Source organism: Caulobacter sp. Root655 (genome assembly GCF_001427665.1).
In the GTDB taxonomy this organism is placed as follows: domain Bacteria; phylum Pseudomonadota; class Alphaproteobacteria; order Caulobacterales; family Caulobacteraceae; genus Caulobacter.
Genome location: NZ_LMHC01000021.1, coordinates 269454 through 293421 on the forward strand (window position 1 = coordinate 269454; position 23968 = coordinate 293421).

Below are 23968 nucleotides of genomic sequence, written 5' to 3' on the forward strand. Positions count from 1 at the left end.
TCAACGTCACGCGCCTAGATGTGAGTATTCACTTGCATGCACCCCCAACCATGCTAGCCTTCCCTCATGAGCGCCAAACCCAGAATCGAACGCGCCGCCCTCGAGGTCTTCGTCGACCGCGGCGTCGACGCGGCCACCACCAAGCTGATCGCCGCCAGGGCCGGGGTGTCCGAGGGCGCGATCTACCGCCACTGGAAGAGCAAGGACGAGCTGGCCCTGGGCCTGTTCATGGCCACCCATCGGCGGCTGTCGGACCTGATCATGGTCAAGGCCGAGGCCGAGACGGGGATCAAGGCCAAGGCCGCCGCCGTGGTCCGGGCCTATTGCACCGTGGCCGACGAGGACTGGCTGCTGTTCGCCTTCCACCTGCTGCAGCTGCACCACTTCCTGCCCTACTACCAGGAGGACGGCCGCGACCCGGTGACCATGGTCGAGGCCTTGATCAAGCGGGCGATGATCGACACCGAATTGCCCCCGGGCGACCCGCGGGTGATCGCCGCCATGGCCATCGGCGTCATCACCCAGACCGCCCAGAACAAGGCCTATGGCCGGCTGGGCGCCGACGCCCTCTCCGCCCACGCCCCGCTGATGACCGCGGCCGTCCAGGCCGTGCTTTCCGCCCGCTAGCCCCTCCCCATCAAGGACACCGAACCATGCGCAGTGCGCTGTTCAACGCCTACTACTGGGTTCTGTCGATCTTCTACGGCCTGTCGGCCGCCCTCTCCGCCCTGCTCCCCGGCCGCCGGCCGATCGCCTTCGCCCTGCGACTCTACAGCCAGCGGATGCTGTGGGCGCTGCGGACCTTCGCCGGCGTGAAGATCGATCTGAAAGGCCAGGAGAACCTGCCCGACGGCGCCTTCATCATCGCCGCCAAGCACCACAGCTGGGGCGACGGCTTCGTGATGTTCGCCAATGTCGAGAACCTGTCGTTCGTCACCGGCGACCACCTGGAGCGCTTCCCGCTGGTCGGGGCGATCCTCAGGAAGTTCGGGGCCATCGTCGTCGACAGCTGCGGTGGGCCGGAAGCCCGCAAGGCGCTGTCGCAAAGCGCCGCCCAGGTCGCCGCCGAGGGCCGCCGCATCCTGATCTATCCCGAGGGCCACCTGGCCGCGCCGGGCGAGCGGTTCCGCTACCGCGCCGGCGTCTACCACATGAGCCAGGACTTCAACCTGCCGGTGGTGCCGGTGGCGACAAACCTGGGCTGCTTCTGGAAACAGACGGAAAAGGCCAAGACCGCCGGCCAGGCCACGGTCGAGTTCCTGCCGGCCATCCCGCCGGGGCTGTCGAAGGCCGAGTTCATGGCGAAGATGGAAGCGGTCATCGAGACCCGGACCAACGAACTGATCGCCCAGGCGCGTGGGGAACCGGTCAAGCCATCGGTGCTGGTGGAGTGGAACGGGCGCAAGAACGTGGCACCTATGTCAGCAAAGGCGGCTTAATCCATTGCAGGTCATCATAACGCTGCTCGCCATCGAGGCCTTGCTCACTGCGGCCTTCATGTGGCTTGCCCAACGAGTTGGCGCGACGTTTCGGCACAGCTTGATCCTTATGGCGCTCCCCATCCCGCTCCTCGTCTGTGCAACATGGGGTGCCATTTTTTGGGTAGAACCAGCCACGAAAAGTCGTCCGTTATGGATGGTCAATGCGCTGGGCGTCTTCTTCCTTAGCAGCATCGTTTTAGGTATTGCGATCATAGTGTTCGCAAAGGGCTTCAGAATTCCGACGGCGGCTTTTGCTGCAATTCAGGTCCCGGCGACGTTGCTCATCGCCTTATTCGCGACCATGGAAGTTACCGGCAGCTGGATCTAGGCCCCAACGTCAATCCGGCAATCCAACGGAATGGCGATAGACGTCCGGTAGGCCTTGCGTTTGATGAAATCCGTGGTCTCGCCTCGATAGGCACAGTCTTAGCCGTGCTCGTCATCACGGGAGCGATCATCGCCATCCTGTAGGGGACGGCCGGTGCCTGACCTGTCCGGGCAGCCAGATTGATTGGCCTCACCTTGGTTTTACACGTCGACCGGGCAGTCCGCCGGCACGGGAACGAACGTCCCATCCTCCCGGCGCTGGTCGAAATGCTTCGTGGCGCAGCCGGTCGAGCACAGGAGGCCCTGGTCCGACCAATACAACGGGGCATGATCCTCGTGGCGGAACGCCGGCGCGCCCCAGGCCAGGCCGCATTCCACGCAGGACGGCGTCCGGGTCAGCATCAGTCCAGCGCCTCGGGCGCCGGCTGGATGGTGACGCTCTCGCCGCAGCCGCAGGCGTCGGTTTCGTTGGGGTTGTTGAACACGAACTTCGACGACAGCTTGGTGGTCTCGTAGTCGATCGTGGTGCCGATCAGGAACAGCACCGCCTTGGGGTCGATCAGGATGGTGACGCCCTGATCCTCGACCACCTCGTCGATCGGCCCCTTCTCGGCGGCGTATTCGAAGACGTACTCCGACCCCGCGCAGCCGCCGTTCTTCACGCCCACGCGCAGGCCGGCATAGGGCTTATCGGCCCGGTCCATGATCTCCTTGACCCGCGCGGCGGCGGCCGGGGTCAGGGTGACGACCTTGGGGCGCGGGCGGCGCGGACGGGCGGTGACGGCGGCTTCCATGGGCTTCAAACCAATCAGAACATGTTCAGTTGCAGCTTGGCCTCATCGCTCATCCGCGAGGGATCCCACGGCGGCTCGAAGACCAGGTCGACATGGCACGACCTGATGCCTTCCAGCTCCATGACCGCGTCGCGCACCCAGCCGGGCATCTCGCCGGCCACCGGGCAGCCCGGGGCGGTCAGGGTCATGTCGATGGCCACGTCCTTCTCGTCGGACACGTCCACCTTGTAGATCAGGCCGAGTTCGTAGATGTCGACCGGGATTTCCGGGTCGAACACCGTCTTCAGCTTCTCGACCAGTTGGTCGGTCAGGCGATCCAGCTCGGCTTGCGGCAGGGCGGAAACGGTGACGGGGGCGATCTGATCGGTCATGGGGCTCAACTGAAGAAACTGCGGGCCTTGGCCAGCGCGCTCACGAACGCGTCGGCCTCGGCCTCGGTGTTATATAGGGCGAAGGAAGCGCGGGCGCTCGCGGTGAGGCCGAACCTTTTCATCAGCGGCTCGGCGCAGTGGGTGCCGGCTCGCACGGCGACGCCGTAGCGGTCGAGCACCTGGGCCACGTCATGGGGGTGGGCGCCCTCGACCACGAAGGTCAGCACCGCCCCCTTGCCCGGCGCCGTGCCGAGAATCCGCACGCCGTTGACGCCGGCCAGTTGATCGACCACCCGCTGGTAGAGCGCGTGCTCGTGGGCCAGGGCCGCGTCGCGGTCCAGGGTTCCCAGCCAGTCGATCGCCGCACCCAGGCCGACGGCCTCGAGGATGGCCGGGGTGCCGGCCTCGAAGCGGTGCGGCGGGTCGGCATAGGTGACGCCTTCCAGGGTCACGTGGCCGATCATCTCGCCGCCGCCCTGGTAGGGCGGCAGGGCGGCCAGGCGCTCGGCCTTGCCGTAGAGCACGCCGATGCCGGTCGGGCCGTACAGCTTGTGGCCGGAGAACACGTAGAAATCGACGTCCAGCGCCTTCACGTCGACCTTGGAGTGGACAATGGCCTGGCAGCCGTCGAGCAGCACCGGCGCCCCGGCCGCGTGGGCCAGGCGGACGATCTGCGCGGCGTCGTTGATGGTGCCCAGCACGTTCGACATGTGGCTGATGGCCACCATCTTCGTGCGTTCGTTCAGCAGGCCCTCGAAGGCCTCCATGTCGAGGCGGCCGTCGTCGGTGACGGGAACGAACCTCAGCACCACGCCGTAGCGTTCGCGCAGGAAGTGCCACGGCACGATGTTGGCGTGGTGCTCCATCACCGACAGCACGATCTCGTCGCCGGCCTTCAGCGACCGGCCGAAGGTGTCGGCGACCAGGTTGACGCCCTCGGTGGCGCTCTTGGTCCAGATGATTTCCGACGGCTCGGCATTGATGAAGCGCGCCACGGTTTCCCGAGCATCTTCATAGGCCTGCGTCGTTTCGTTGGCCAGCGTGTGCAGGCCACGATGGACGTTGGCGTAGCTGGTGCGCGCCAGGCTGGTCATGGCGTCCAGCACCGCGTCCGGTTTCTGGGCGCTGGCGGCGCTGTCCAGATAGACCAGCGGCTTGCCGTTCACCTGGCGGGCCAGGATCGGGAATTGGGCGCGGATGGCGTCGATGTCGAAGGGGGCGTCGAAAGCCACTATTCCGCCCTCCCCAGCCGCTGGGCCACCCAGGCCACGGCGATGGCGCGGGCGCCGTCGTGTTCGATGCGCTCGACCACCTCGCCCAGGAACGCCTGGGTCAGCATGGCGCGGGCCTCGGCCTCCGGAATGCCCCGCTGGCGGGCGTAGAAGATCGCCTCGTCATCCAGGGCCCCGATGGTGTTGCCGTGGGCGCAGGCGACGTCGTCGGCGAAGATCAGCAATTCGGGCTTGGCGTCGACCTCGGCCTTGTCCGACAGGATCAGGGCGTGGTGGCCCATGCGGGCGTCGGTCTGATCGGCGCCGGGCTGGACGATGATCCGGCCCTGGAACACGCCGCGCGCCTGGTCGGTGACCACGCCCTTGGTCAGTTGGCCGGTGACGCCGTCGACGCCGCCGTGGGTGACGACCGTGGTCTGGTCGGCGTGGCGCTGATGGTCGAGGACATAGACGCCGTCGAGCCGCACATTGGCGTGGGCGCCGGGATGGTTGACCCGCGTCTCGATCCGCTGGCGACGGGCGCCCGAGGTCAGGACGGTCTGGGCATAGGTCGCGCCGGGGGCCAGGTCGACCTCGGCGGTGACGATGTCGATGGCCTCGGCGTGGTCGTCGACCAGCACGATGCGCTCGACGCGGGCGCCCTCGCCCACCGCGATGTCGAGGGTGACGTCCGACATGTAGCCGGCCGCATGGCCCTCGTGGCTTTCCAGCAGGACCAGGGTCGAGCCCGGATCGACCACGATGGCGTAGGCGGCGGCGTGGCCCGAGCCTTCGGTGGCGGAGACGAAGCGCAGCGCCACCACGTCGCCCGCGCCGCTGGCGGCGGCGTGGCGCTGGCGGCCGTTGACGAACAGGATGGTGTCGGCGGCCAGGGCTTCGAACGGACCGGCGGCGACCGCGCCCTCAAAGGCCGGCGAGGCCGGCGGCAACTGGCGGACCAGCCCGCGCAGGTCGGTCCAGCGCCAGTCCTCGTCGCGGCGCGACGGGAGTTGGGTCAGGTCGCCGGTTTTGAGGGCCAGGGCGAGGGTCATGCGAAAGTCCTCCCCCTCTGGGGGAGGTGTCGGCGCGCAGCGACGACGGAGGGGGGCGTATTCGGCAGGTTCAGCAAACTCCCCCCACCGATCGCTTCGCGATCGCCTCCCCCACAGGGGGAGGACCTATGCCATGCGACCGCCATCACGCCGCCACCGTGTACTTGTCGTAGCCCTCGGCCTCGAGCTGATGCGCCAGCTCCGGGCCGCCCGAGGCGACGATGCGGCCGGCGGCCAGTACGTGGACGCGGTCGGGTTTGATGTAGTCGAGCAGGCGCTGGTAGTGGGTGATGACCAGCATGCCGCGATCGGGGGCGCGCAGGGCGTTGACGCCTTCGGAGACGATCTTCAGGGCGTCGATGTCCAGGCCCGAGTCCGTCTCGTCGAGGATCAGAAACTTGGGCGAAAGCATCGCCATTTGAAGAATTTCCATCCGCTTCTTCTCGCCGCCCGAGAAGCCGACGTTCAGGCCGCGCTTGAGCATCTCGAAGTCGATCTTCAAGGCCGCGGCCTTCTCCTTGGCCAGCTTCAGGAAGGCCGGGGCGGCGATCTCGTCCTCGCCGCGCGCCCGGCGCTGAGCGTTGAGAGCGGTGCGGATGAAGGTCAGGGCCGGAACCCCCGGAATTTCCAGCGGATACTGGAACGACAGGAACACGCCCTTGGCGGCCCGCTCGTTGGGCTCCAGGGCCAGCAGGTCCTCGCCGTTCAGGCTCGCCGAGCCCTCGGTGACCTCGTAGCCGCCACGGCCGGTCAGCACGTAGGACAAGGTCGACTTGCCCGCCCCGTTCGGCCCCATGATGGCGTGCACCTGCCCGGCCGGCACGTCGAGCGTCACGCCCTTGAGGATGGGTTTGTCGCCGACATTGGCGTGGAGGTTTTGGATGGAGAGCATTATGGGCAACTCTGAGAATTTAGAGAGCAGGCCACGGCGAGTTGCAGCGACGAGCTTGTGAGGATGTAGGTGGCGACTGGGGCGCTTAGCAGCACTGAAAGTCCGCGCGCCCGATAGCTAAGAAGCGCGAACGCGACGACGAGCAACCAGCTCAGGCCAAGGATCAAATTCAGCGAGAGGCCCCGAACGTGGAAGCCCAACGCGAACTCGACGGCGATGGCCATGCTGCAAAAAACCGCGCCCAAAAGTCCGATGGTCGGCGATATTGGCCTGGCGGCGATCACCTCGTGCTCCCTTCCGACGAAGTCGCGGCGTCGCCGACGACGGTTTCGACGACTTCGATCTGGCCTTCGATAGCGGCGTTGAACAGCGGCAAATCCTCGGCTGGGATCCAGTATTCCTCGTGCTCACGACTGCCGACGACCTTCTTGTCGAAGCCCGCCAGGAAGCTCGCCGAGACCGCAAAACGCGTGACATAGCCGCGCTTGTCGTCGTTGTGCACGGCGTTCCAGTCGCGGGCGATCTGGGCGGCGTAGGCCTCGTTGGTCACCGGATAGAAGATCGGTTGCTCGGGCAGGCGCGGCGGGAAGGCTTTCCAGCCGGACGCCTCGATCAGCTTCAGCTCTTCCGTACCGACGGGGCGGTAGAGGGTGATCGTGCTCATGCGCCCTCCCCGCCAGCCAGCAGCTCCAGCAGCTCGATCCGGTTGCCGAACGGATCGTCGACATAGACGCGGTCGTAGCCTTCCAGCGGCTCGTCGTCCTTCAGCGCATAGCCGGCCTCGACCAGCCGCGCCTTCAAGGCGTCCAGCTCCGAGACCAGCAGTCCCGGATGCGCCTTGCGGGCCGGGCGGAAGTCGGCCTCGACGCCGAGGTGGATCTTCAGCGCATCGTTCTCGAACCAGCAACCGCCGCGCTTGGCCAGGTGCGGCGGCTTCGGCGTTTCCGGCAGACCGAGCACGTCGCCATAGAAGCCGCGCGCGGCGGCTTCACCGCCGGCCGGCATGGCCAACTGGACGTGGTCGATCGCCAGCAGCATCAGCCGACGCTCCCTTCCAGCGAGATCGCCACCAGCTTCTGAGCCTCCACCGCGAATTCCATCGGCAATTGCTGCAGCACGTCCTTGACGAAGCCGTTGACCAGCAGGGCCACGGCCTCCTCCTGCGAAAGCCCGCGCTGCATCACGTAGAACAGCTGGTCGTCCGACAGGCGGGTGGTGGTGGCCTCGTGCTCGAACACCGACTGGCCGTTGCGGGCCTCGATATAGGGCACGGTGTGGGCCGCGCAGGTCTTGCCGATCAGCAAGGAGTCGCACTGGGTGAAGTTGCGCGCGCCCTTGGCCTTGGGGTGGGCGCTGACCAGGCCGCGATAGGTGCTGGTCGACTTGCCGGCGCTGATGCCCTTGGCGACGATCCGCGAGCGGGTGTTGGCCCCCAGGTGGATCATCTTGGTGCCGGTGTCGGCCTGCTGGTGGCCGTTGGTCACGGCGATCGAATAGAACTCGCCCGACGAGCCCTCGCCACGCAGCACGCAGGACGGATATTTCCAGGTGATGGCCGAACCGGTCTCGACCTGGGTCCACGACACCTTGCTGCGGTCGCCGCGGCAGTCGGCGCGCTTGGTGACGAAGTTGTAGATGCCGCCCTTGCCGGTTTCCGGATCGCCCGGATACCAGTTCTGGACGGTGGAATACTTGATCTCGGCGTCTTCGAGCAGCACCAGCTCGACCACGGCGGCGTGCAGCTGGTTCTCGTCGCGCATCGGGGCCGTGCAGCCCTCGAGATAGGAGCAATAGGCGCCCTTGTCGGCGATGATCAAGGTCCGCTCGAACTGGCCGCTATCCTTGGCGTTGATGCGGAAATAGGTCGACAGCTCCATCGGACAGCGCACGCCCGGCGGGATGTAGACGAACGAGCCGTCGCTGAAGACCGCGCTGTTGAGGCAGGCGAAATAGTTGTCCGACGTGGGCACCACCGAGCCGAGGTACTGCTTGACCAGCTCGGGATGCTCGCGGATCGCCTCGCTCATCGAGCAGAAGATCACCCCGACCGCCGCCAGCTCCTTCTTGAAGGTGGTGACGACACTGACGCTGTCGAACACCGCGTCCACGGCATAGCGCGGCGCGCCGACCACGCCGGCCAGGACTTCCTGCTCCTTCAGCGGGATGCCCAGCTTGGCGTAGACGGCCAGGATCTCGGGATCCACCTCGTCGAGGCTGGCGATCCCGGCCTTCTCCTTGGGCGCGGCGTAATAGTAGCTGTCCTGGTAGTCGATCGGCGGATGGGTGACATTGGCCCAGACCGGTTCTTCCAGCTCCAGCCAGCGGCGATAGGCCTCCAGCCGCCAGTCGAGCATCCACTGCGGCTCTTCCTTCTTGGCCGAGATGAAGCGCACGATGTCCTCGGAGAGGCCCTTGGGGGCGAACTCCTGGTCGATGTCCGACGTAAAGCCGTGCTCGTACTTCTCGAGCGCCGCGACGGTATCAATGGTCTGTTTGACCGCGGCCATTACGCCACCTCCCGGCGACGGGCGCCGATACGCGAATAGGCGGCGAGCCAGGCGTCGCCGCAGGAAATCCAGTCTTGCTCCGTGCTCGCCCAGCCGCCGCTGACCCGCAGGGCGAAGGGGGCGAGGTCGGACCGGCCCATGGCTTCCACCACGCGGCTGGCCTTGACCTTGCCCGAAGAGCAGGCGCTGCCGGCGCTGACCATCACGCCCGCCAGGTCCAGGTTCATCACCTGGATCTGCGAGCCGAAGCCTTCGGCCGCCAGACAGAGGGTTTGAGGCAGGCGCCGAGCGCCCTCCCCGAGCGTCACGCCGCCAGCCGCCTTGATCCGTTCGGCCAAGGCGTCGCGCCATATCGCTTGATTGGCCATCAGGGGCAAGTCGGAGGCGGCCGCTTGCGCCGCCGCGCCGAACCCGGCGATGCCCGCGACGTTCTCGGTGCCGGCCCGGCGGCCGCGTTCCTGGCCGCCGCCGTGCTGCTGGCGCACCAGGGTGGCGCGCGTGCCGGCCACCAGGGCGCCGACGCCCTGCGGGCCGCCCAGCTTGTGGGCCGACAGCGCCATGGTGTCGGCGCCCAGGGCGGTGAAGTCGATGGCGATCTTGCCGGCCGCCTGCACGGCGTCGACATGCAGCCAGCCCTCGGCGTCGCGCACCAGGGCGCTGGCCTCGGCGACGGGCTGGACGACGCCGGTCTCGTTATTGGCCAGCATCAGGCAGACCAGGGCCCGGCCCGGCTTGCACAGCGCCTCGCGCAGCCAGTCCAGGTCGGCCACGCCTTCGGCGTCGATCGGCAAGACCTCGACCGGCAGGCCGGAGGCGGCGGCGGTCGCGGTGACAGCGTCGTGCTCGCCGACGCTGACGATGATGCGGTTGAAACCGGCGAAGGCGGCGCTCTGGATGGCCAGGGCGTTGGCCTCGGTGCCGCCGCTGACGAAGGTGACCGAACCGGCCACCACGCCGACCAGGGCCGCGACCTGGGCGCGGGCGGTCTCGACCAGGTCACGCGCGGCCCGGCCGCTGGCGTGCACCGACGAGGGATTACCGCCCAGGTCGAAGGCGCGCAGCATTGCTTCCCGCGCCTCGGGACGGAGCGGCGCGCTGGCGTTGTAGTCGAGATAGACCGTGGGCTTGCTCACGCCGCCGCCTTCTCCCGTGTCGTGCGGGTCTTGCCCGACAGCTTGCCCTCCAGGACGTCGGCGACCGACACGCTGGCCAGGTAGCCGTGGATCTGGCGGCCCATCTCTTCCCACAGGTCATGGGTCAGGCACTGGGCGCCCCCGGCCATGCAGCCCTTGGGCGCGCCCTTGCCGACGCCGGCCTTCGACAGGCCGCAGCGCGTGGCGCGCAGGGGTTCGTCCACGGCCAGGACGATGTCGGCGATGGCGGTGTCGCGGGCCTCGCGGGCCAGGCGGTAGCCGCCGCCCGGACCGCGGGCGCTGACCACCAGGCCCTTGCGGCGCAGGCGGGCGAAGAGCTGTTCGAGATACGACAGCGAGATTTGCTGGCGGGCGGCGATCTCGGCCAGGGCCACGGCGCGGCCCTCGGCCTCGCCCTGGCGACGCGCGAGATCGGTCATGGCCATGACCGCATAGCGTCCCTTGGTGCTCAGGCGCATGCGCCTTACCTCCTTGCAGATTCCGCGCGCATAGGCTTAGGCGTGTGTTACAAGCCGCGACTTCGCGCCGGGCCTGGTTGGTCACGACGCGCGTTGCGGATTTAGGAAGACCAAGCGCAGTGGTCAAGTATTCCCTTCGCCGCCCCCTTCGTTTTGGGGGCCGAAAGGAACCGACCCCGCGCCCCTTTTTGGATAGGGACCTTGTATGCCTGACGTGATTTTGACCGGAGCCTCCGGCCGTATCGAGGGCCGCTATTCGCCGGGCAAGACCGACAATGCGCCCATCGCCCTGATCCTGCACCCGCACCCCAAGGCGGGCGGGCACATGAACCATCCGGTCTCGGTGCAGCTCTACCACCTGTTCATGAAGCGCGGTTTCGCGACCCTGCGCTTCAACTTCCGCGGCGTGGGCCGCAGCCAGGGCGAGTTCGACGCCGGCATCGGCGAACTGGCCGACGCGGCCACGGCCCTGGACTGGCTGCAGTCCAACAACCCGGCCGCCGCCCAGACCTGGGTCGCCGGCTACAGCTTCGGCGCCTATATCGGCATGCAGTTGCTGATGCGCCGCCCGGAGACCGACGGCTTCATCTCGGTGTCGCCGCCGACCAACATGTACGACTTCAGCTTCCTGGCCCCCTGCCCGGCCTCGGGCCTGATCCTGACGGGCGCGGCCGACACCGTCGTGCCGCCGGTCGAGGTCGAGCGCGTGGTCTCCAAGCTGCGCACCCAGAAGGGCATCGTCATCGACTACGAGGTCGTCGACAAGGCCACCCACTTCTGGGCTGAGCACCTGCCCAGCGTCGAACGCAGCGTCGGCGACTATCTCGACAAGCGCCTGGCGATGACCCCGATTCCCTAGGCCCCAGCGTCCAGGTAACCACAGGTTACCGGTACCAAGGCACTTGCGATCCTGGACAACTCACCGTCATTCTGCCCGAACAGCGTTCGTGGAGGATGACGGTGAGCCAGACCATACGCCCGTTCCTGATGTTCCAGGATGGCCGGGCCGAAGCGGCGATGACCTTCTACGTCTCGCTGTTCCCCGACAGCGAGGTTCTCGACGTCAAGCGCCACGGCCCTGGCGGTCCGGGCCCCGAAGGCTCGGTGGTGCTGGCCCGCTTCAGGATCGGCGGTCAGGAAATCTTCTGTTCCGACAGCTTCGTGAAGCACGCCTTCGACTTCACCCCCTCGACGTCCCTGTTCGTCGACTGCGCGTCGGAAGATGAAATCGCGCGCCTGGCCACCGCCATCGGCGACGGCGGCGCCGAACTGATGCCGCTGGGCGACTATGGCTTCAGCCGGCGCTTCGCCTGGGTCAACGACCGGTTCGGCGTCTCCTGGCAGCTCAACCTGGCCTGACAACGGCCACCTGACACTCTATATATTCTATATATTCATCGTCTGAGGAATTATTGGCCCAGGGGACCAAGTATGCCGGGCATGCACTACGACATCGTCATCGTCGGCGGCGGAGCCGGCGGGCTGGAACTGGCGGCGCGGCTGGGCCGCAAGCTGGGACGCCAGGCCGGCAAGGAACGGGTGCTGCTGATCGACCGCTCCAGCTACCACATCTGGAAACCGAGCCTGCACGAGGTCGCCGCCGGCACCCTGGACGTCCACCAGGAGGGCCTGTCCTATTCGATCCTCGGCCGTTCCAACCATTTCAGCTTCCTGCTGGGCGAACTGGACGCCTTCGACCCCGTCGCCAAGCGCCTGACCCTCAAGCCGATTCTGGGTGAAGGCGGCCGGGTGCTGGTCGACGAACGCGGCGTGACCTTCACCTGGGGCGTGCTGGCGATCGGCAGCGGCTCCAACCTGTTCGGCACCCCCGGCGCCGAGCAGGCCCACCTACTGGAGCGCACCGAGGACGCCGAGGCCTTCCACACCCGCCTGCTGGCCGCCTTCATGAAGGCCTCGTTCTCGTCCGAGAAGACGATGAGCGTGGCCATCGTCGGCGGCGGAGCCACCGGGGTCGAACTGTCGGCCGAACTGATCGAGGCGCATCGCGAACTGCTGGACAGCATCGGGGCGGAGCAGCGCTTCCGCCTGGACATCGCCATCGTCGAGGCCGCCCCGCGTATCCTCGGCGGCCTGCCCGAGAAGATCTCCGACCAGGCCACGGTGGCTTTGGAGCGCAAGGGCGTGCGGGTCCGAACCGGGGCCAAGGTGTCAGCCGTCCACGCCGACCGGCTGGCGACCAGTCTCGGCGACGTGCCGGCCGACCTGATCGTCTGGGCCGCCGGGGTGAAGGCCGCGGCGACCAACACGGGCTATGGCCTGGAAACCAACCGGACAAACCAGTTCGTGGTCAACGACCGGCTGGAGACCTCCGCCCCCGACGTCTGGGCCCTGGGCGACTGCGCCGGGTGTCCCTGGATCGACAAGGATGGAGGGACCGAAGGCCGGCTGATCCCGGCCCGCGCCCAGGCCGCCCACCAGCAGGCCAGCTACCTGGCCAAGACGCTGATCGCCCGGCTGGGTCAGCGGCGGGTCGAGACGCCCTTCGTCTATCGCGACTTCGGCTCGCTGGTGTCGCTGGGCGAGAACAAGGGCGTCGGGGCCCTGATGGGCGGCCTGGGCGGCCCCAACTTCTTCGTCGAGGGCCTGATCGCCAAGTGGGCCTATATCTCGCTGCACCTGGACCATCACCGGGCGATCCTCGGCACGCCCAAGACCGTGGTCCTGGCCCTGGCGCGGCTGCTGCAGCAGCGGGTGGCGGGGCGGCTGAAGCTGCACTGAGGGTCAAGTTGCCCTCTCCCAAGGGGAGAGGGCGCAAGAAGGGGCCAACTTCGCGCGCTGTTTGCGCCTAACTCACTGAAATCCCTCAACCCGCGCCGCGCCCGTCCTCCCCCTCAAAACCCGCCGTATGCTCATCTCACCTCGTCGCGGGGAAAGGGCGCATGGCCAGCGACCGATGCGGCGGCGGGGGCGATCGAGCGGGAAGCTCTGTCGGCGGCGGGATCTGCAAGGATTTCGCACCTCACGTCTCTGGTGCTGGCCGAGCGCGGAACACGGATACGGCGTGATGTGAGGGCTGACTTGGCAACAGGCGGGCGTTACGCGCCCGCGGTCCGGGACCTGGTTTCGTTGACCTGGCCCGCCCGTCGGAGGCTTCAAGGCGGCGAGGCCCTAACAACGGCTCAGCGCCGCACGCTTCCGGATAACGATGGCGCGGAGCGACTGGGCTTCGTCGAAACGGTATTTATTCAAAGTTCTCCGGACGGTGTCCGGCGCTCCGCGACCCTTTCCTCCGATCCGCTCACAGCCGATTTGGCGTGGGATCACACCCGCTTGCCCCCACCTGACCGCTTCGCGGTCTGTCAGCGGCGAGGGGGCGGAGCCGCGCGCACAGGGCTCTTCCCCCTATGGGGGAAGACTGCCTTGCTAAGGCCGAACGATCCGTCCCCCCATCATCGGACTCGCCACCCCTGTCGTCCCCGGAAAGCTGATCGGCAGCCCCCGCGCCGTGCGGGCCGCCAGGAAGGCGAAGGCCTCGGCCTCGATGGCGTCGCCGCGCCAGCCCAGGGCGTCGGCCGACACCACCTCGGAAACCCCGGCCAACGCCTGCGAAAGGCCCTGCATCATGTGGCCGTTGTGCCGCCCGCCGCCGGCGACGATCAGCTGTTTCGGTCGCTCGGCCGCCGGCAGCCAGTCATAGGCCCGCGCCACGCTGGCGACGGTGAAGGCCGTCAGGGTGGCGGCGGCGTCCTCCAGCGACAGGCCGTCGACGCTCTCGATCGGGAAGTCGAAACGGTCCAGCGACTTGGGCGGCCGGGTCGCGAAATAGGGCCGCGCCAGCAGGGCGGCGAGCACGGCCTGGTCAACCGTCCCTGCCTTGGCCAGGGCCCCGCCCGCGTCGAACCGCCCGGCCCCGCGCGCCTGGACCACCAGGTCGATCATGCCGTTGGCAGGCCCGGTGTCGAAGGCCAGCAACTCGCTGTCGGGACGGACGAAGGTGACGTTGGCCACCCCACCCAGGTTCAGCGCCGCCACCGGGGCCGGCAGGCCGCAGGCCCGGGCCCGGGCCGCGTGATAGACCGGGGCCAGCGGCGCCCCCTCCCCGCCGGCCGCCACGTCGGCGGTGCGGAAGTCGAAGGCCACCGGCCGACCGCAGGCCTGGGCCAGCCGTTCGGCGTCGAGCAGTTGCACCGTCCGGCCGACACGTTCTGTGGTCGGCCGCTCGTGCAGCACGGTCTGGCCATGCACGCCCAGCAGGTCGAAGTCGCCCCAGGCCAGGCCATGTTCGGCGATGAAGCTCCCGGCGGCGTGCAGGTGCTCGTTGGCGACCGCCCGCCGGGCTTCCTCGAAGATCGCCGGCTCGGGCGCGCCGCGCGGCCAGGCCCGAGCGATGTCGGTGGCCCTCAGCAGCAGGTCGCGGGTCGCCTCGCGCAGCTTGCGCTCGCCGGCCGGGCCGAAGGCCTGGATCTCTTCGCCGTCGGTCTCGAGCACCGCCATGTCGACCGCGTCGAGCGAGGTGCCGGTCATGAATCCCAGGATACGCATGGTCTGGTTGACTGCCACGGGTCGCGGCGGCTAGCTAGGCCCCATGATCGTCTCGCGCCTCATCGCCCGCGCCTATTACCGCCCGCTGTCCTAGCGGGAGGCCGACCGATCACGTCGACGCGCCCGCCCCCTCCGGCGACGCCGTCAGACTTCAGCGAGCGTCTCCGGTCCCCATCTTCCTCAAGATTGGCCAGGAGACTTGCCGATGAAACCCTCGCCACATCCCGCCCCGCCCGTGCTAGACGCGCGGACGCCTGAAATACAGTCGAAGCCAGAGAGTCGATCCATGTCCGCCGCCACGCCCTTCAAGTCGGAATTCCTCCAGACCCTGCAGGCGCGCGGCTACATCCACCAGATCACCCATCCGGACGAACTGGACGCCGCGGCGGCCGGCGGGATCGTCACCGCCTATATCGGCTTCGACGCCACCGCGCCCAGCCTGCACGTCGGGTCCCTCATCCAGATCATGATGCTGCGCCGCCTGCAGCAGGCCGGCCACAAACCGATCGTCCTGATGGGCGGCGGCACCACCAAGGTGGGCGACCCGACCGGCAAGGACGAGAGCCGCAAGCTGCTGTCGGACGCCGACATCGCCGCCAACATCGCCGGCATCAAGCAGGTCTTTTCGAAGTTCCTGACCTTCGGCGACGGGCCGACCGACGCCATCATGGTCGACAACGACGTCTGGCTCAGCAAGTTCGGCTACGTGCAGTTCCTGCGCGACTACGGCGTGCACTTCACGGTCAACCGGATGCTGGCCTTCGACTCGGTCAAGCTGCGGCTCGAGCGCGAACAGCCGATGACCTTCCTCGAATTCAACTACATGCTGATGCAGGCGGTCGACTTCCTGGAGCTGAACCGCGCCCACGGCTGCGTGCTGCAGATGGGCGGCTCGGATCAGTGGGGCAACATCCTCAACGGCGTCGAGCTGACCCGGCGGGTCGACCAGAAGGCCGCCTTCGGCCTGACCACCCCGCTGCTGGCCACCGCCTCGGGCGCCAAGATGGGCAAGACCATGTCGGGCGCCGTCTGGCTGAACGCCGAGCAACTGAGCCCCTACGACTACTGGCAGTTCTGGCGCAACACCGAGGACGCCGACGTCGGCCGTTTCCTCAAGCTGTTCACCGACCTGCCGCTGGACGAGATCACCCGGCTCGAGGCCCTGCCCGGCGCCCAGATCAACGACGCCAAGAAAGTGCTGGCCGACGAGGCCACGCGGATGGCGCATGGCGAGGAAGAAGCCCGCAAGGCCCGCGACGCCGCCGAGAAGGCCTTCGAGCAAGGCGCGCTGTCGGTTGATCTGCCGACCTTCGAGGTTCCGGCCGCCGACCTGGACGCCGGGATTGTACTGGCCAACCTAGTCGCCGACGCCGGCCTGGCCGCCTCGCGCGGCGAGGCTCGCCGCCTGGCTCAGGGCGGCGGCCTGAAGGTCAACGACAAGGCCGAGCCCGACGCCAACCGCGTCGTGACCTCGGCCGAACTGATCGACGGCGTCGTCAAGCTGGCGGCGGGCAAGAAGAAGATCGTACTGGTGAAGCCTATCTAACCGTTGTCATCCCGGAAGCCTCGCAGAGGCTGTCCGGGACCCAGGTGACTGGGCCGATGCGGTGGAGCCGCCCCTGGGTCCCGGACAGCGCTACGCGCTTCCGGGATGACAGCTGAGAATGGACGTTGGAGAGAAACAGATGCTTGAACCCGGCGACAAGGCCCCCGACTTCGACCTGGCCACCGACACCGGCCGCGTCAGCCTTTCGAGCCTGAAGGGCAAGAACGTCGTGCTCTACTTCTATCCCAAGGACGACACCGCCGGCTGCACCTCCGAAGCCCTGCAGTTCTCGGCCGAGGTCGAGGAATTCGCCAAGGTCGGGGCGGTGATCGTCGGGGTGTCCAAGGACAGCGCCATCTCGCACGGCAAGTTCCGCAAGAAGCACGACCTGACGGTGGAGTTGGCCGCGGATGCGACCGGCGAGATCGTCGAGGCCTATGGCGCCTGGGTCGAGAAGAGCATGTATGGCCGCAAATACATGGGCATCGACCGCTCGACCTTCCTGATCGACCGCGAAGGCGTGGTCCGCCAGACCTGGCGCAAGGTGAAGGTGCCCAACCATATCAAGGCGGTGCTGACCGCGGCGCGGGCCCTGAAATAGGCGCGGCAAGGTGGTGTGGTTTTCGCGCCTCAGCCGTGCGTTTATCGCAACACTGAGACGCTCAGGCGATGGTGGGCGGGCAAAGAACACGTTACCGGTTGAATCAGATGATGAAAGCCTAGCCACGCGCCGTTACTCGGCGCGAAGTGTCTTGCGCGTTTCCGCATTCTCGTTGCATATCGCCGAGACCTTGAAAACGGGGGTTTCCTAGGCCGATGGCGATCACACGCTTCAAGCGACTGCGGCAATCCCTGGAAGAATTGTTCCCGGAACGCCATCTTTACGTGCGTTCGGGCGGCGAGATGCGTGGTTACGTGTTCTCGACCGGAAAGCAGGTGATGTGCGCCACGGTCGTCGCCGGCGCCGCCCTGTGGATGGGCGTCTGCACCGCCGCGATGATGGTCAGCGCCCTGTCGGTCAGCTCGACCGACCAGATGGTCATCAAGCAGAAAGCCTATTACGAGCGCCTCAACGCCGACCGCCAGGCGCGCCTGAACAGCGCTGTCGCCCAGCTGTCGGCCAGCAGCGGCTCGCTGGACGAACTGGCCGCTTCGGTCGAGAAGCGCCACGCGGCCCTGGCCCTTCTGGTCAGCGACTTCCGGGGCGTGCCCGGCGCCGCCCAGGCCCTGCAGACCGCCAAGCCGCGCCTGCCGGGCGCCTCGCCGGTCGAACGCATCCAGGCCACGCGGATGGACCAGGAACGCCTGATCGACGCCGCCGAGACCTTCGCCAACACCCGGGCCGAACGCCTTCGCGCCGCCATGCGCATGGCCGGGCTCGACGCCGGCGGCTTCACGCGCGGCGGCGGTGGCGGTTCGCTGGGCGGCCCGCTGATCGAGGCCAAGGACCCCCGCGCCCTGGCCGCTATCCTCGACGTCGACGAAGAGTTCGCCGGCCGCATCCAGCACGCCGCCAACGACATGTCGGACATGCGCGTCCTCAGCGCCGCCTCGCAGAAGCTGCCCTTCTACCGGCCGACCACCAATCCGGCCCTGAGCAGCAGCTATGGCGTGCGGTTCGACCCCTTCACCCATCGCCCGGCCTTCCATTCGGGCCTCGACTTCCCCGGCGCCTTCTACACGCCGATCATGGCCACGGCCCCGGGCGTCATCTCGTTCACCGGCGTGCGCTCGGGCTACGGCAACGTGGTCGAGATCGACCACGGCAACGGTTTCAAGACCCGCTACGCCCACCTGCAGGCCGCTTCGGTCAAGGTCGGCCAGCGCGTGGCGATCGGTCAGCGCGTCGGAGCCATGGGCTCGACGGGCCGCTCGACCGGTCCGCATCTGCACTACGAAGTATGGGTCAACGGCCGGGCTCAGAACCCGAACCGTTTCTTGAAGGCTGGTGAGTATGTTCAGCAAGCAAGCTAAAGCGTCCAAGGGACCGGCCCGTATCGAGCCGCTGCCCATGTCACAGCTCGCCTCCTCCGAGGCTGCTCGAAAGGCTCCGCCCAAAGTGGCTTCCCTGGTTTCCCCCGACATCACCATCGAAGGCGGCATCACCGGCGACGGTGAACTGCAGATCGACGGCGTGGTGCGCGGCGATGTCCGTGTCGGCCGCCTGACGGTCGGCGAGACCGGTCATGTCGAAGGCTCGATCTACGCCGAAGCGGTCGAGGTGCGCGGCCGCGTGGTCGGCGCGCTCACCGCCAAGCAGGTGCGCCTGTACGGCACCGCCTATATCGACGGCGATATCACCCATGAGCAGCTGGCCATGGAAACCGGGGCCTTCTTCCAGGGCCGCAGCCTGAAGTTCCAGCGTCCGGCCGCGCCGCCACAGTCGGCGCCGGCGCCGGCGCCGCAACAAGCCCTGGCGGCTCCCCCGGTCCTGGAAGCCAAGCCCGCCGGCTGAAACAAAAGACGCCCCGGATCGCTCCGGGGCGTTTTGCTTTCAGGGACGCCCCGCTAAGCGTCCCGCGTCGCCCCGACTCGCTGGGCCAGGGAAGCGCCCATGAATTCGTCCAGGTCTCCGTCCAGAACGCCTTGGGTGTCGGACGTCTCGACATTGGTCCGCAGGTCCTTGACCATCTGGTAGGGCTGCAGGACGTAGCTGCGGATCTGGTGACCCCAGCCGATGTCGGTCTTCTGGTCCTCCAGCGCCTGCTGCGCGGCCTCGCGACGTTGCAGCTCGGCTTCGTAGAGCCGGGCCCGCAGCATCTTCCACGCTTCCTCGCGGTTCTGGTGCTGCGAACGGCCGGCCTGGCAGGCCACCGCGATGCCGGTCGGGATGTGCGTCAGGCGCACCGCCGAGTCGGTCTTGTTGATGTGCTGACCGCCCGCGCCGGAGGCTCGGTAGGTGTCGGTCCGCACGTCGGACGGGTTGATGTCGATCTCGATGGTGTCGTCGACCACGGGATAGACCCAGACCGAGGCGAAGCTGGTGTGGCGCTTGGCGGCGGCGTCATAGGGGCTGATGCGCACCAGGCGGTGGACGCCGGCCTCGGTCTTCAGCCAGCCATAGGCGTTGGTCCCCTTGATCAGCAAGGTCGCCGACTTGATGCCGACCTGGTCGCCCGCGGTCTCTTCGACCAGCTCGACGGTCATTTTGTGGGCGTTGGCCCAGCGGCTGTACATGCGCAGCAGCATACCGGCCCAGTCGCAGGACTCGGTGCCGCCGGCCCCGGAGTTGATTTCGACATAGCTGTCGTTGCCGTCGGCCTCGCCCGAGAGCAAGGCCTCCAGCTCGGCGCGGCCGGCCGTCTCCTTCAGCGCCTTGAGCTGGGCGCGAGCGTCTTCCAGAAGGGCGTCGTCGCCCTCCATGTCGGCCAGCTCGGCATATTCCAGGGCGTCCTTCAGCCCGGTTTCCAGGACCTGCACGGCTTCGACGCGGGCGGCCAGGGCGGCGCGTTCGCGCGACACCGCCTGGGCCTCGGAAGGTCGGTCCCAGAGGGTCGGATCTTCGACCCGGGCGTTCAGTTCATCCAGTTTGCGTAGGGCGACATCCCAGTCAAAGACGCCTCCTGAGCAGTCCTACGGACTGCTCGATGTCAGCCGCTGAGGCCTCGACATCCGGTCTCATCACGTAGCTCCGTGACAGTGTTGAAGGGCGCGGGACATAGCCCGCGCCCGGAGTCGGCGCAATGACCGACTGGATTTAGTAGAGCCCGCTGATGTCGGGAGCCGTGGTCGGCGGCTTGGGCGCGCCCGGCGCCGGGCCGATTTGCCCACCGGGCCAGGCGTCGCCGTACGGCTGCGGCCCCGTGGGAATGGTCGGAACCACGACCTTGGGCTCGGTGCCGGGACGGAAAGCCTCGCGGACGCCGCGGACCATCACGAACTTGGCGTTCTTCGGAGCCTTGAACTCGGTCTTCGGCTGCCCCTTCAGGGCCTCGCGCATGAAGTCCATGAAGATCGGCACCGGGCCCGTGGCGCCGGTCTCGCCTTCGCCCAGCGAGCGGTTGTCGTCGAAGCCGATGAACACCCCGACCACCAGGTTGGGCGAATAGCCCATGAACCAAGCGCTGCGGTACTCGTTGGTGGTGCCGGTCTTGCCGGCCAGCGGATAGCCCAGAGAGCTGGCCTGGGCGGCGGTGCCGCGCTGGACGACGCCCTGCAGCATCGAGGTGACCTGGTAGGCGGTGATGGGGTCCATCACCTGTTCGCCCAGGGCTGGAATGCGCGGGCTCTCGTCGCCGTTGAAGCCGGCGTCGCAGCGCACGCAGTCGCGTTTGTCGGCGCGGAAGATCACCTTGCCTTCGCGGTCCTGCACCAGTTCGATCAGGTGCGGCTCGACCCGGCGGCCGCCGTTGACGAAGGGCGTATAGGCCGTGGTCAGCTTGAAGGGCGTGGTCTCGCCGGCGCCCAGGGCCATGGCCAGGACCGGCGCCATGTCTCGCGTGATACCGGTTCGCTTGGCCATGTCGACGATCTTCTTCATGCCGACGCTCTGGGCCAGGCGCACGGTCATGGCGTTGATCGACTGCTCCAGGCCCTTGCGCAGCGGCAGGGCCCCGTAGAACTTCTTGTGATAGTTCTCCGGGCTCCAGTCCTCGCCGTTGGCCCCCTTCAGGGTGATGGCGCTGTCGACCACCACGCTGGCCGGCGTGTAGCCGTTTTCCAAGGCCGTGGCGTAGACGAACGGCTTGAAGGCCGAGCCGGGCTGGCGCATCGCCTGGGTGGCGCGGTTGAAGTTCGACAGCGAGAAGCTATAGCCGCCGACCAGGGCGATGACCCGGCCGCTATAGGGCTCCATGGCCACCAGGGCGCCGTTGACGATCGGAACCTGCCGCAACCGATAGGCCGGCGAGGTCTCGGATTTCTCGACGAACACCAGGTCGCCGACCTTCAGGCCCTTGGTGGCGTTGGCCCAGGCCATGTCCTCGCCGGCGATCGCGCCCTCGCCCTCGTCCTTGGCGAGACGGACGGCGCCGGAGGTCGAGGTGACGATGGCGGCGCGCCAGCCGCGGCGCTCGGCGGGCGGCGCCTTGGCGCGGGCCCCCTTCTCCCAGTCGGCGTCGACCGTCTCGACATGACCCCAGGCCCCGCGCCAGCCGTGGCGGCGGTCGTATTTTTCCAGGCCTTCCATCAGCGCCACCCGGGCCGCTGTCTGCAGCTTCGGATCCAGAGTGGTGCGCATGTAATAGCCGCCCTCGTTGAGACGCGGACCCAGGGTGGCGACACCCCGCTGACGGACTTCCTCGACGAAATAGTCGGCGTCACGATAGGCCGCGCGCTTGGGGGCCGGCTGGACCACCAGGTCCTCGGCCATCGCCTTGCGGGCATCTTCCTGGCTGACCCAGCCGAGCTCGGCCATCTGGCCCAGGATCCAGTCGCGACGGGCCTTGGCCTTGGCCTTGTTGCGGATCGGATGGTAGTTGTCCGGCCCTTTGGGCAGGGCGGCCAGATAGGCGCACTGGGCCAGGCTCAGTTCGGGGAGCGACTTGCCGAAATAGTTGTAGGCGGCCGCGCCGACCCCGAACGAGCGATAGCCCAGCCAGATTTCGTTCAGGTACAGCTCGAGAATCTGCTGCTTGTCGAGCGACTGCTCCAGGCGCCGGGCCAGGATCGCTTCCTTGAACTTGCGACCAATCGTGGCGTCGCTGGTCAGCAGGACGTTCTTGGCCACCTGCTGGGTAATGGTCGAGCCGCCTTCCAGGCGTCGACCACGCGCGGCGTTGCCGACGTTCTTGAGCATGGCCCGCGAGAAGCCGCCCACATCGACGCCGCCGTGCTTGAAGAAGTTGCGATCCTCGGCCGCCAGGAAGGCCTGGGCCAGCTGCGGCGGGATCTGATCGTAGGGGACGAAGATCCGGCGTTCCTTGGAATATTCGCCGATCAGGGTGCCGTCCCAGGCGTAGACGCGCGTGGCGGTCGGAGGACGGTAGTCCTGGAGTTCCCCGGCGTCCGGCATGTCGTGGAACAGCCAGGCGGCGTAGATGGCGATGGCGAAGCCGGCCACGGCGATCGCGGACAGCACCGTGACACCGGCGATGGCGATCCATCGTTCTCTAGGCTTCAGATCCACGCCGCCTCCGTCGGGCGATGCACTTTCGCCCGCTCCATTCGAATCCTCTAGAGCGCGATCGGCAAAAACGTAAGCGGTTTTGCGGTCGCGGAGGCGGCCCACGTCCGACGCGTCGCCCCCACCATGGCTCTAGCGCGCATCGGAGAAGGCGCCAACGGCCCTAACGCGCGGCGATGCGCGTCTGGGCGGCGAAGTACGACTCGATCGAACTGGCCACGGCGTCCATCAGGCGCCCGCGACCGGCGGAGCTTTTCAGCAGCTGCTCGTCGTCGACATTGGTGATGAAGCCCATTTCCAGCAGCACGGCCGGGATGTCGGGGGCCAGCAGCACGATGAAGCCGGCGTCGCGATGGCTGCGGCGCAGCAGTACGGTCTCTTCGCCCACCGATTGCAGCAGGGTTTCGGCGAAGGCGGCCGAGCGGTTCTTGGTGGCGCGCTGCGAGAGGTCCAGCAGGATCTGGCTGACCGCGCGGTCGCGGCCCGGCAGATTGGCCTTCATCAGCCAGTCGTCCTTCTCGAGCACCCGCGCCACGCGCTCGGTGCCCTTTTCCGACAGGGTATAGACGCTGGCCCCGCGGGTCGCCGCGTCGGGCCCCGAATCGGCGTGCAGCGAGATGAACAGGTCGGCGTCGGCGCGGCGGGCGACCTGCACCCGCGCCTCCAGCGGCACGAAGGTGTCGGACTGCCGGGTCATGACCACGGTGTAGCGACCGGACTTTTCCAGCCGGGCCTTCAGCGCCTTGGCGGCGGCCAGGGTGACGTCCTTCTCGGCCGTGTTGGCCCCCGACGAGCCGGGATCCTTGCCGCCGTGGCCGGCGTCGATGACGATGACCTTCTTCAGGCGCAGGGCCGAGGCCTTGACCGGAGCCGAAACCAGGGTCGGACGCAGAACGGGTGCTTGGGCGCCGGGCGCGTCGGTGGATTTCAGGTCGATGACATAGCGATAGGCCGAAGCGCCGTCGCCCGGCGGCAGCAGGAAACGTCGGCGGACTTCGGCGTTGGCCTTCAGGTCCAGGCGCAGCCGCGCCCCGCCGGCCGCCTCGTCGATCGCCCAGCGCTCGACCAGCCCCTGCCCCGCGCCTTGCAGGTCGCCGGCCACCGTGACGTTGGGCAGGCCGATGACCACGCGACGATCCGTCGCTCCGTCGGCCAGCAGCTTGCCCGAGGCCGCGCGATCCAGGTCGATGACGATGCGGGTCTCGTTGCGGTCGCCGCCGAAGCGGACCTTCTGCACGCCGGCGGCCGGGGCCGGCCCTTGGGCCATGGCCACGGCGACGCCAGCCAGGGCAAGGGCGCCGACGATCATCGCCGCCCTCGCCCAACCCGTCCTCGTCGCCGAAACCAGAACCTTAGCCATCACGCCCGCCCTTGGCGACCAACCTAGTCCAAAAAACGATATCCGCATCTTCGGGTACAGAAATCGTTAACCCCACGCGCGACATGCGCTCCGCCCCGACGTTCAGTCGAGCGCTTTTCTTTTATGATGCGATGTTGCTACACTATGGTCCGCGCGCTGAACGCCCTGATCGTCATGGCGGTAAGCGTGAGCGGTTCCTATCTCACGGACGCACTTGTATTCCTTCTGGATGCAAACCGCGTTCGCGG

25 protein-coding genes are annotated in these 23968 nt (G+C 67.7%); 10 read left to right on the top strand and 15 right to left on the bottom strand.

What is annotated here, in order from left to right:
- The first annotated feature begins 66 nt into the window (after window positions 1–66).
- Genes ASD79_RS12670 through ASD79_RS12680 form a run of 3 tightly spaced genes read left to right on the top strand, consistent with a single transcriptional unit; the run spans window position 67 to window position 1809 of the window.
- On the top strand, window positions 67–627 hold the full coding sequence (locus ASD79_RS12670) for a TetR/AcrR family transcriptional regulator (RefSeq protein WP_056722136.1): 561 nt from the start codon (window positions 67–69) through the stop codon (window positions 625–627).
- A gap of 26 nt (window positions 628–653) precedes the next feature.
- The gene (locus ASD79_RS12675) at window positions 654–1439 is read left to right on the top strand and encodes a 1-acyl-sn-glycerol-3-phosphate acyltransferase (RefSeq protein ID WP_056722138.1); all 786 of its coding nucleotides are present in this window, start codon (window positions 654–656) and stop codon (window positions 1437–1439) included.
- 4 nt (window positions 1440–1443) lie between these two features.
- Entirely contained in the window at window positions 1444–1809 is a 366-nt protein-coding gene (locus tag ASD79_RS12680; protein WP_056722140.1) for a hypothetical protein, read from the top strand.
- Window positions 1810–2009: 200 nt separating this feature from the next.
- Here the strand turns inward: ASD79_RS12680 and ASD79_RS12685 are convergent, their stop codons facing one another.
- From ASD79_RS12685 to ASD79_RS12740, 11 genes are all read right to left on the bottom strand, one after another.
- The gene (locus tag ASD79_RS12685) at window positions 2010–2210 is read right to left on the bottom strand and encodes a hypothetical protein (RefSeq protein ID WP_056722142.1); all 201 of its coding nucleotides are present in this window, start codon (window positions 2208–2210) and stop codon (window positions 2010–2012) included.
- Window positions 2210–2611 (bottom strand): iron-sulfur cluster assembly accessory protein, encoded by a 402-nt coding sequence (locus tag ASD79_RS12690; RefSeq protein WP_156400486.1) that lies wholly within the window; start codon window positions 2609–2611, stop codon window positions 2210–2212. The genes ASD79_RS12685 and ASD79_RS12690 overlap by 1 nt, the downstream gene beginning before the upstream one ends.
- Before the next feature lie 5 nt (window positions 2612–2616).
- Window positions 2617–2973: an SUF system Fe-S cluster assembly protein gene (locus tag ASD79_RS12695; RefSeq protein ID WP_056722146.1), complete on the bottom strand. Its 357-nt coding sequence runs from the start codon at window positions 2971–2973 to the stop codon at window positions 2617–2619.
- Window positions 2974–2978: 5 nt separating this feature from the next.
- On the bottom strand, window positions 2979–4205 hold the full coding sequence (locus tag ASD79_RS12700) for an aminotransferase class V-fold PLP-dependent enzyme (protein WP_056722148.1): 1227 nt from the start codon (window positions 4203–4205) through the stop codon (window positions 2979–2981).
- Window positions 4205–5236 (bottom strand): Fe-S cluster assembly protein SufD, encoded by a 1032-nt coding sequence (sufD, locus tag ASD79_RS12705; RefSeq protein WP_056722151.1) that lies wholly within the window; start codon window positions 5234–5236, stop codon window positions 4205–4207. Before sufD ends, ASD79_RS12700 begins: the two co-directional genes overlap by 1 nt.
- A gap of 145 nt (window positions 5237–5381) precedes the next feature.
- Window positions 5382–6128: a Fe-S cluster assembly ATPase SufC gene (gene sufC, locus ASD79_RS12710; protein WP_056722153.1), complete on the bottom strand. Its 747-nt coding sequence runs from the start codon at window positions 6126–6128 to the stop codon at window positions 5382–5384.
- Between the two features lie 280 nt (window positions 6129–6408).
- Window positions 6409–6792 (bottom strand): hypothetical protein, encoded by a 384-nt coding sequence (locus tag ASD79_RS12720; RefSeq protein WP_056722157.1) that lies wholly within the window; start codon window positions 6790–6792, stop codon window positions 6409–6411.
- The gene (locus tag ASD79_RS12725) at window positions 6789–7166 is read right to left on the bottom strand and encodes a VOC family protein (protein ID WP_235524436.1); all 378 of its coding nucleotides are present in this window, start codon (window positions 7164–7166) and stop codon (window positions 6789–6791) included. The genes ASD79_RS12720 and ASD79_RS12725 overlap by 4 nt, the downstream gene beginning before the upstream one ends.
- Window positions 7166–8635 carry a Fe-S cluster assembly protein SufB gene (sufB, locus tag ASD79_RS12730; protein ID WP_056722159.1) on the bottom strand — a complete coding sequence of 490 codons (1470 nt, stop codon included), beginning with the start codon at window positions 8633–8635 and terminating at the stop codon, window positions 7166–7168. The genes ASD79_RS12725 and sufB overlap by 1 nt, the downstream gene beginning before the upstream one ends.
- The gene (locus ASD79_RS12735; protein WP_056722161.1) at window positions 8635–9768 is read right to left on the bottom strand and encodes a cysteine desulfurase family protein; all 1134 of its coding nucleotides are present in this window, start codon (window positions 9766–9768) and stop codon (window positions 8635–8637) included. The genes sufB and ASD79_RS12735 overlap by 1 nt, the downstream gene beginning before the upstream one ends.
- A complete protein-coding gene (locus ASD79_RS12740; RefSeq protein ID WP_056722162.1) occupies window positions 9765–10247 on the bottom strand; it encodes an Rrf2 family transcriptional regulator in 483 nt (160 codons plus the stop codon). Before ASD79_RS12740 ends, ASD79_RS12735 begins: the two co-directional genes overlap by 4 nt.
- Window positions 10248–10452: 205 nt before the next feature.
- Here ASD79_RS12740 and ASD79_RS12745 point away from each other — a divergent pair, with 205 nt between their 5' ends.
- The 3 genes from ASD79_RS12745 (at window position 10453) to ASD79_RS12755 (ending at window position 12986) form a co-directional block, all read left to right on the top strand.
- Entirely contained in the window at window positions 10453–11106 is a 654-nt protein-coding gene (locus tag ASD79_RS12745; protein WP_007668804.1) for an alpha/beta hydrolase, read from the top strand.
- Between the two features lie 95 nt (window positions 11107–11201).
- Window positions 11202–11606, top strand: a complete 405-nt coding sequence (locus tag ASD79_RS12750) for a VOC family protein (protein WP_056722164.1) — start codon at window positions 11202–11204, stop codon at window positions 11604–11606.
- Between the two features lie 81 nt (window positions 11607–11687).
- Complete coding sequence (locus ASD79_RS12755) at window positions 11688–12986, top strand: NAD(P)/FAD-dependent oxidoreductase (protein WP_056722166.1); 1299 nt, start codon at window positions 11688–11690, stop codon at window positions 12984–12986.
- 645 nt (window positions 12987–13631) lie between these two features.
- Here ASD79_RS12755 and ASD79_RS12760 read toward each other — a convergent pair.
- Entirely contained in the window at window positions 13632–14750 is a 1119-nt protein-coding gene (locus tag ASD79_RS12760; RefSeq protein ID WP_056722168.1) for an anhydro-N-acetylmuramic acid kinase, read from the bottom strand.
- A gap of 286 nt (window positions 14751–15036) precedes the next feature.
- Between ASD79_RS12760 and tyrS the strand changes: the two genes are divergently transcribed.
- The 4 genes from tyrS to ASD79_RS12780 all read left to right on the top strand — a co-directional run bounded on the left by tyrS (window position 15037) and on the right by ASD79_RS12780 (window position 18751).
- On the top strand, window positions 15037–16296 hold the full coding sequence (gene tyrS, locus ASD79_RS12765; protein ID WP_056722169.1) for a tyrosine--tRNA ligase: 1260 nt from the start codon (window positions 15037–15039) through the stop codon (window positions 16294–16296).
- Between the two features lie 139 nt (window positions 16297–16435).
- Window positions 16436–16897: a peroxiredoxin gene (locus tag ASD79_RS12770; RefSeq protein ID WP_056722171.1), complete on the top strand. Its 462-nt coding sequence runs from the start codon at window positions 16436–16438 to the stop codon at window positions 16895–16897.
- A gap of 215 nt (window positions 16898–17112) precedes the next feature.
- Complete coding sequence (locus ASD79_RS12775) at window positions 17113–18270, top strand: peptidoglycan DD-metalloendopeptidase family protein (protein ID WP_056722173.1); 1158 nt, start codon at window positions 17113–17115, stop codon at window positions 18268–18270.
- Window positions 18251–18751 carry a polymer-forming cytoskeletal protein gene (locus tag ASD79_RS12780; RefSeq protein ID WP_056722175.1) on the top strand — a complete coding sequence of 167 codons (501 nt, stop codon included), beginning with the start codon at window positions 18251–18253 and terminating at the stop codon, window positions 18749–18751. The genes ASD79_RS12775 and ASD79_RS12780 overlap by 20 nt, the downstream gene beginning before the upstream one ends.
- Window positions 18752–18804: 53 nt before the next feature.
- Here the strand turns inward: ASD79_RS12780 and prfB are convergent.
- The 3 genes from prfB to ASD79_RS12795 form a co-directional block, all read right to left on the bottom strand.
- Window positions 18805–19918 (bottom strand): peptide chain release factor 2 gene (gene prfB, locus ASD79_RS12785; protein WP_156400487.1). Its coding sequence is split into 2 segments (ribosomal slippage): window positions 18805–19848 and window positions 19850–19918, totalling 1113 coding nucleotides; the frame shifts between segments, so codons are not numbered across the junction.
- Window positions 19919–19993: 75 nt separating this feature from the next.
- Window positions 19994–22363, bottom strand: coding sequence for a penicillin-binding protein 1A (locus tag ASD79_RS12790; protein ID WP_056722178.1), 2370 nt, complete (start codon window positions 22361–22363; stop codon window positions 19994–19996).
- Between the two features lie 160 nt (window positions 22364–22523).
- Window positions 22524–23720, bottom strand: a complete 1197-nt coding sequence (locus ASD79_RS12795; protein WP_156400488.1) for an N-acetylmuramoyl-L-alanine amidase — start codon at window positions 23718–23720, stop codon at window positions 22524–22526.
- Between the last annotated feature and the right edge of the window lie 248 nt (window positions 23721–23968).

Bases quoted from the DNA above. Each gene is read 5' to 3' on its own strand.
- ASD79_RS12725 (WP_235524436.1), bottom strand. From the start codon at position 7,166: ATGCTGCTGGCGATCGACCACGTCCAGTTGGCCATGCCGGCCGGCGGT.
- ASD79_RS12675 (WP_056722138.1), top strand. From the start codon at position 654: ATGCGCAGTGCGCTGTTCAACGCCTACTACTGGGTTCTGTCGATCTTC.
- ASD79_RS12770 (WP_056722171.1), top strand. From the start codon at position 16,436: ATGCTTGAACCCGGCGACAAGGCCCCCGACTTCGACCTGGCCACCGAC.
- ASD79_RS12740 (WP_056722162.1), bottom strand. From the start codon at position 10,247: ATGCGCCTGAGCACCAAGGGACGCTATGCGGTCATGGCCATGACCGAT.
- sufD (WP_056722151.1), bottom strand. From the start codon at position 5,236: ATGACCCTCGCCCTGGCCCTCAAAACCGGCGACCTGACCCAACTCCCG.
- ASD79_RS12795 (WP_156400488.1), bottom strand. From the start codon at position 23,720: ATGGCTAAGGTTCTGGTTTCGGCGACGAGGACGGGTTGGGCGAGGGCG.
- ASD79_RS12760 (WP_056722168.1), bottom strand. From the start codon at position 14,750: ATGCGTATCCTGGGATTCATGACCGGCACCTCGCTCGACGCGGTCGAC.
- ASD79_RS12755 (WP_056722166.1), top strand. From the start codon at position 11,688: ATGCACTACGACATCGTCATCGTCGGCGGCGGAGCCGGCGGGCTGGAA.
- sufB (WP_056722159.1), bottom strand. From the start codon at position 8,635: ATGGCCGCGGTCAAACAGACCATTGATACCGTCGCGGCGCTCGAGAAG.
- ASD79_RS12685 (WP_056722142.1), bottom strand. From the start codon at position 2,210: ATGCTGACCCGGACGCCGTCCTGCGTGGAATGCGGCCTGGCCTGGGGC.
- ASD79_RS12750 (WP_056722164.1), top strand. From the start codon at position 11,202: ATGACGGTGAGCCAGACCATACGCCCGTTCCTGATGTTCCAGGATGGC.
- ASD79_RS12780 (WP_056722175.1), top strand. From the start codon at position 18,251: ATGTTCAGCAAGCAAGCTAAAGCGTCCAAGGGACCGGCCCGTATCGAG.
- ASD79_RS12745 (WP_007668804.1), top strand. From the start codon at position 10,453: ATGCCTGACGTGATTTTGACCGGAGCCTCCGGCCGTATCGAGGGCCGC.
- ASD79_RS12720 (WP_056722157.1), bottom strand. From the start codon at position 6,792: ATGAGCACGATCACCCTCTACCGCCCCGTCGGTACGGAAGAGCTGAAG.
- sufC (WP_056722153.1), bottom strand. From the start codon at position 6,128: ATGCTCTCCATCCAAAACCTCCACGCCAATGTCGGCGACAAACCCATC.
- ASD79_RS12775 (WP_056722173.1), top strand. From the start codon at position 17,113: ATGGCGATCACACGCTTCAAGCGACTGCGGCAATCCCTGGAAGAATTG.
- ASD79_RS12695 (WP_056722146.1), bottom strand. From the start codon at position 2,973: ATGACCGATCAGATCGCCCCCGTCACCGTTTCCGCCCTGCCGCAAGCC.
- tyrS (WP_056722169.1), top strand. From the start codon at position 15,037: ATGTCCGCCGCCACGCCCTTCAAGTCGGAATTCCTCCAGACCCTGCAG.
- ASD79_RS12670 (WP_056722136.1), top strand. From the start codon at position 67: ATGAGCGCCAAACCCAGAATCGAACGCGCCGCCCTCGAGGTCTTCGTC.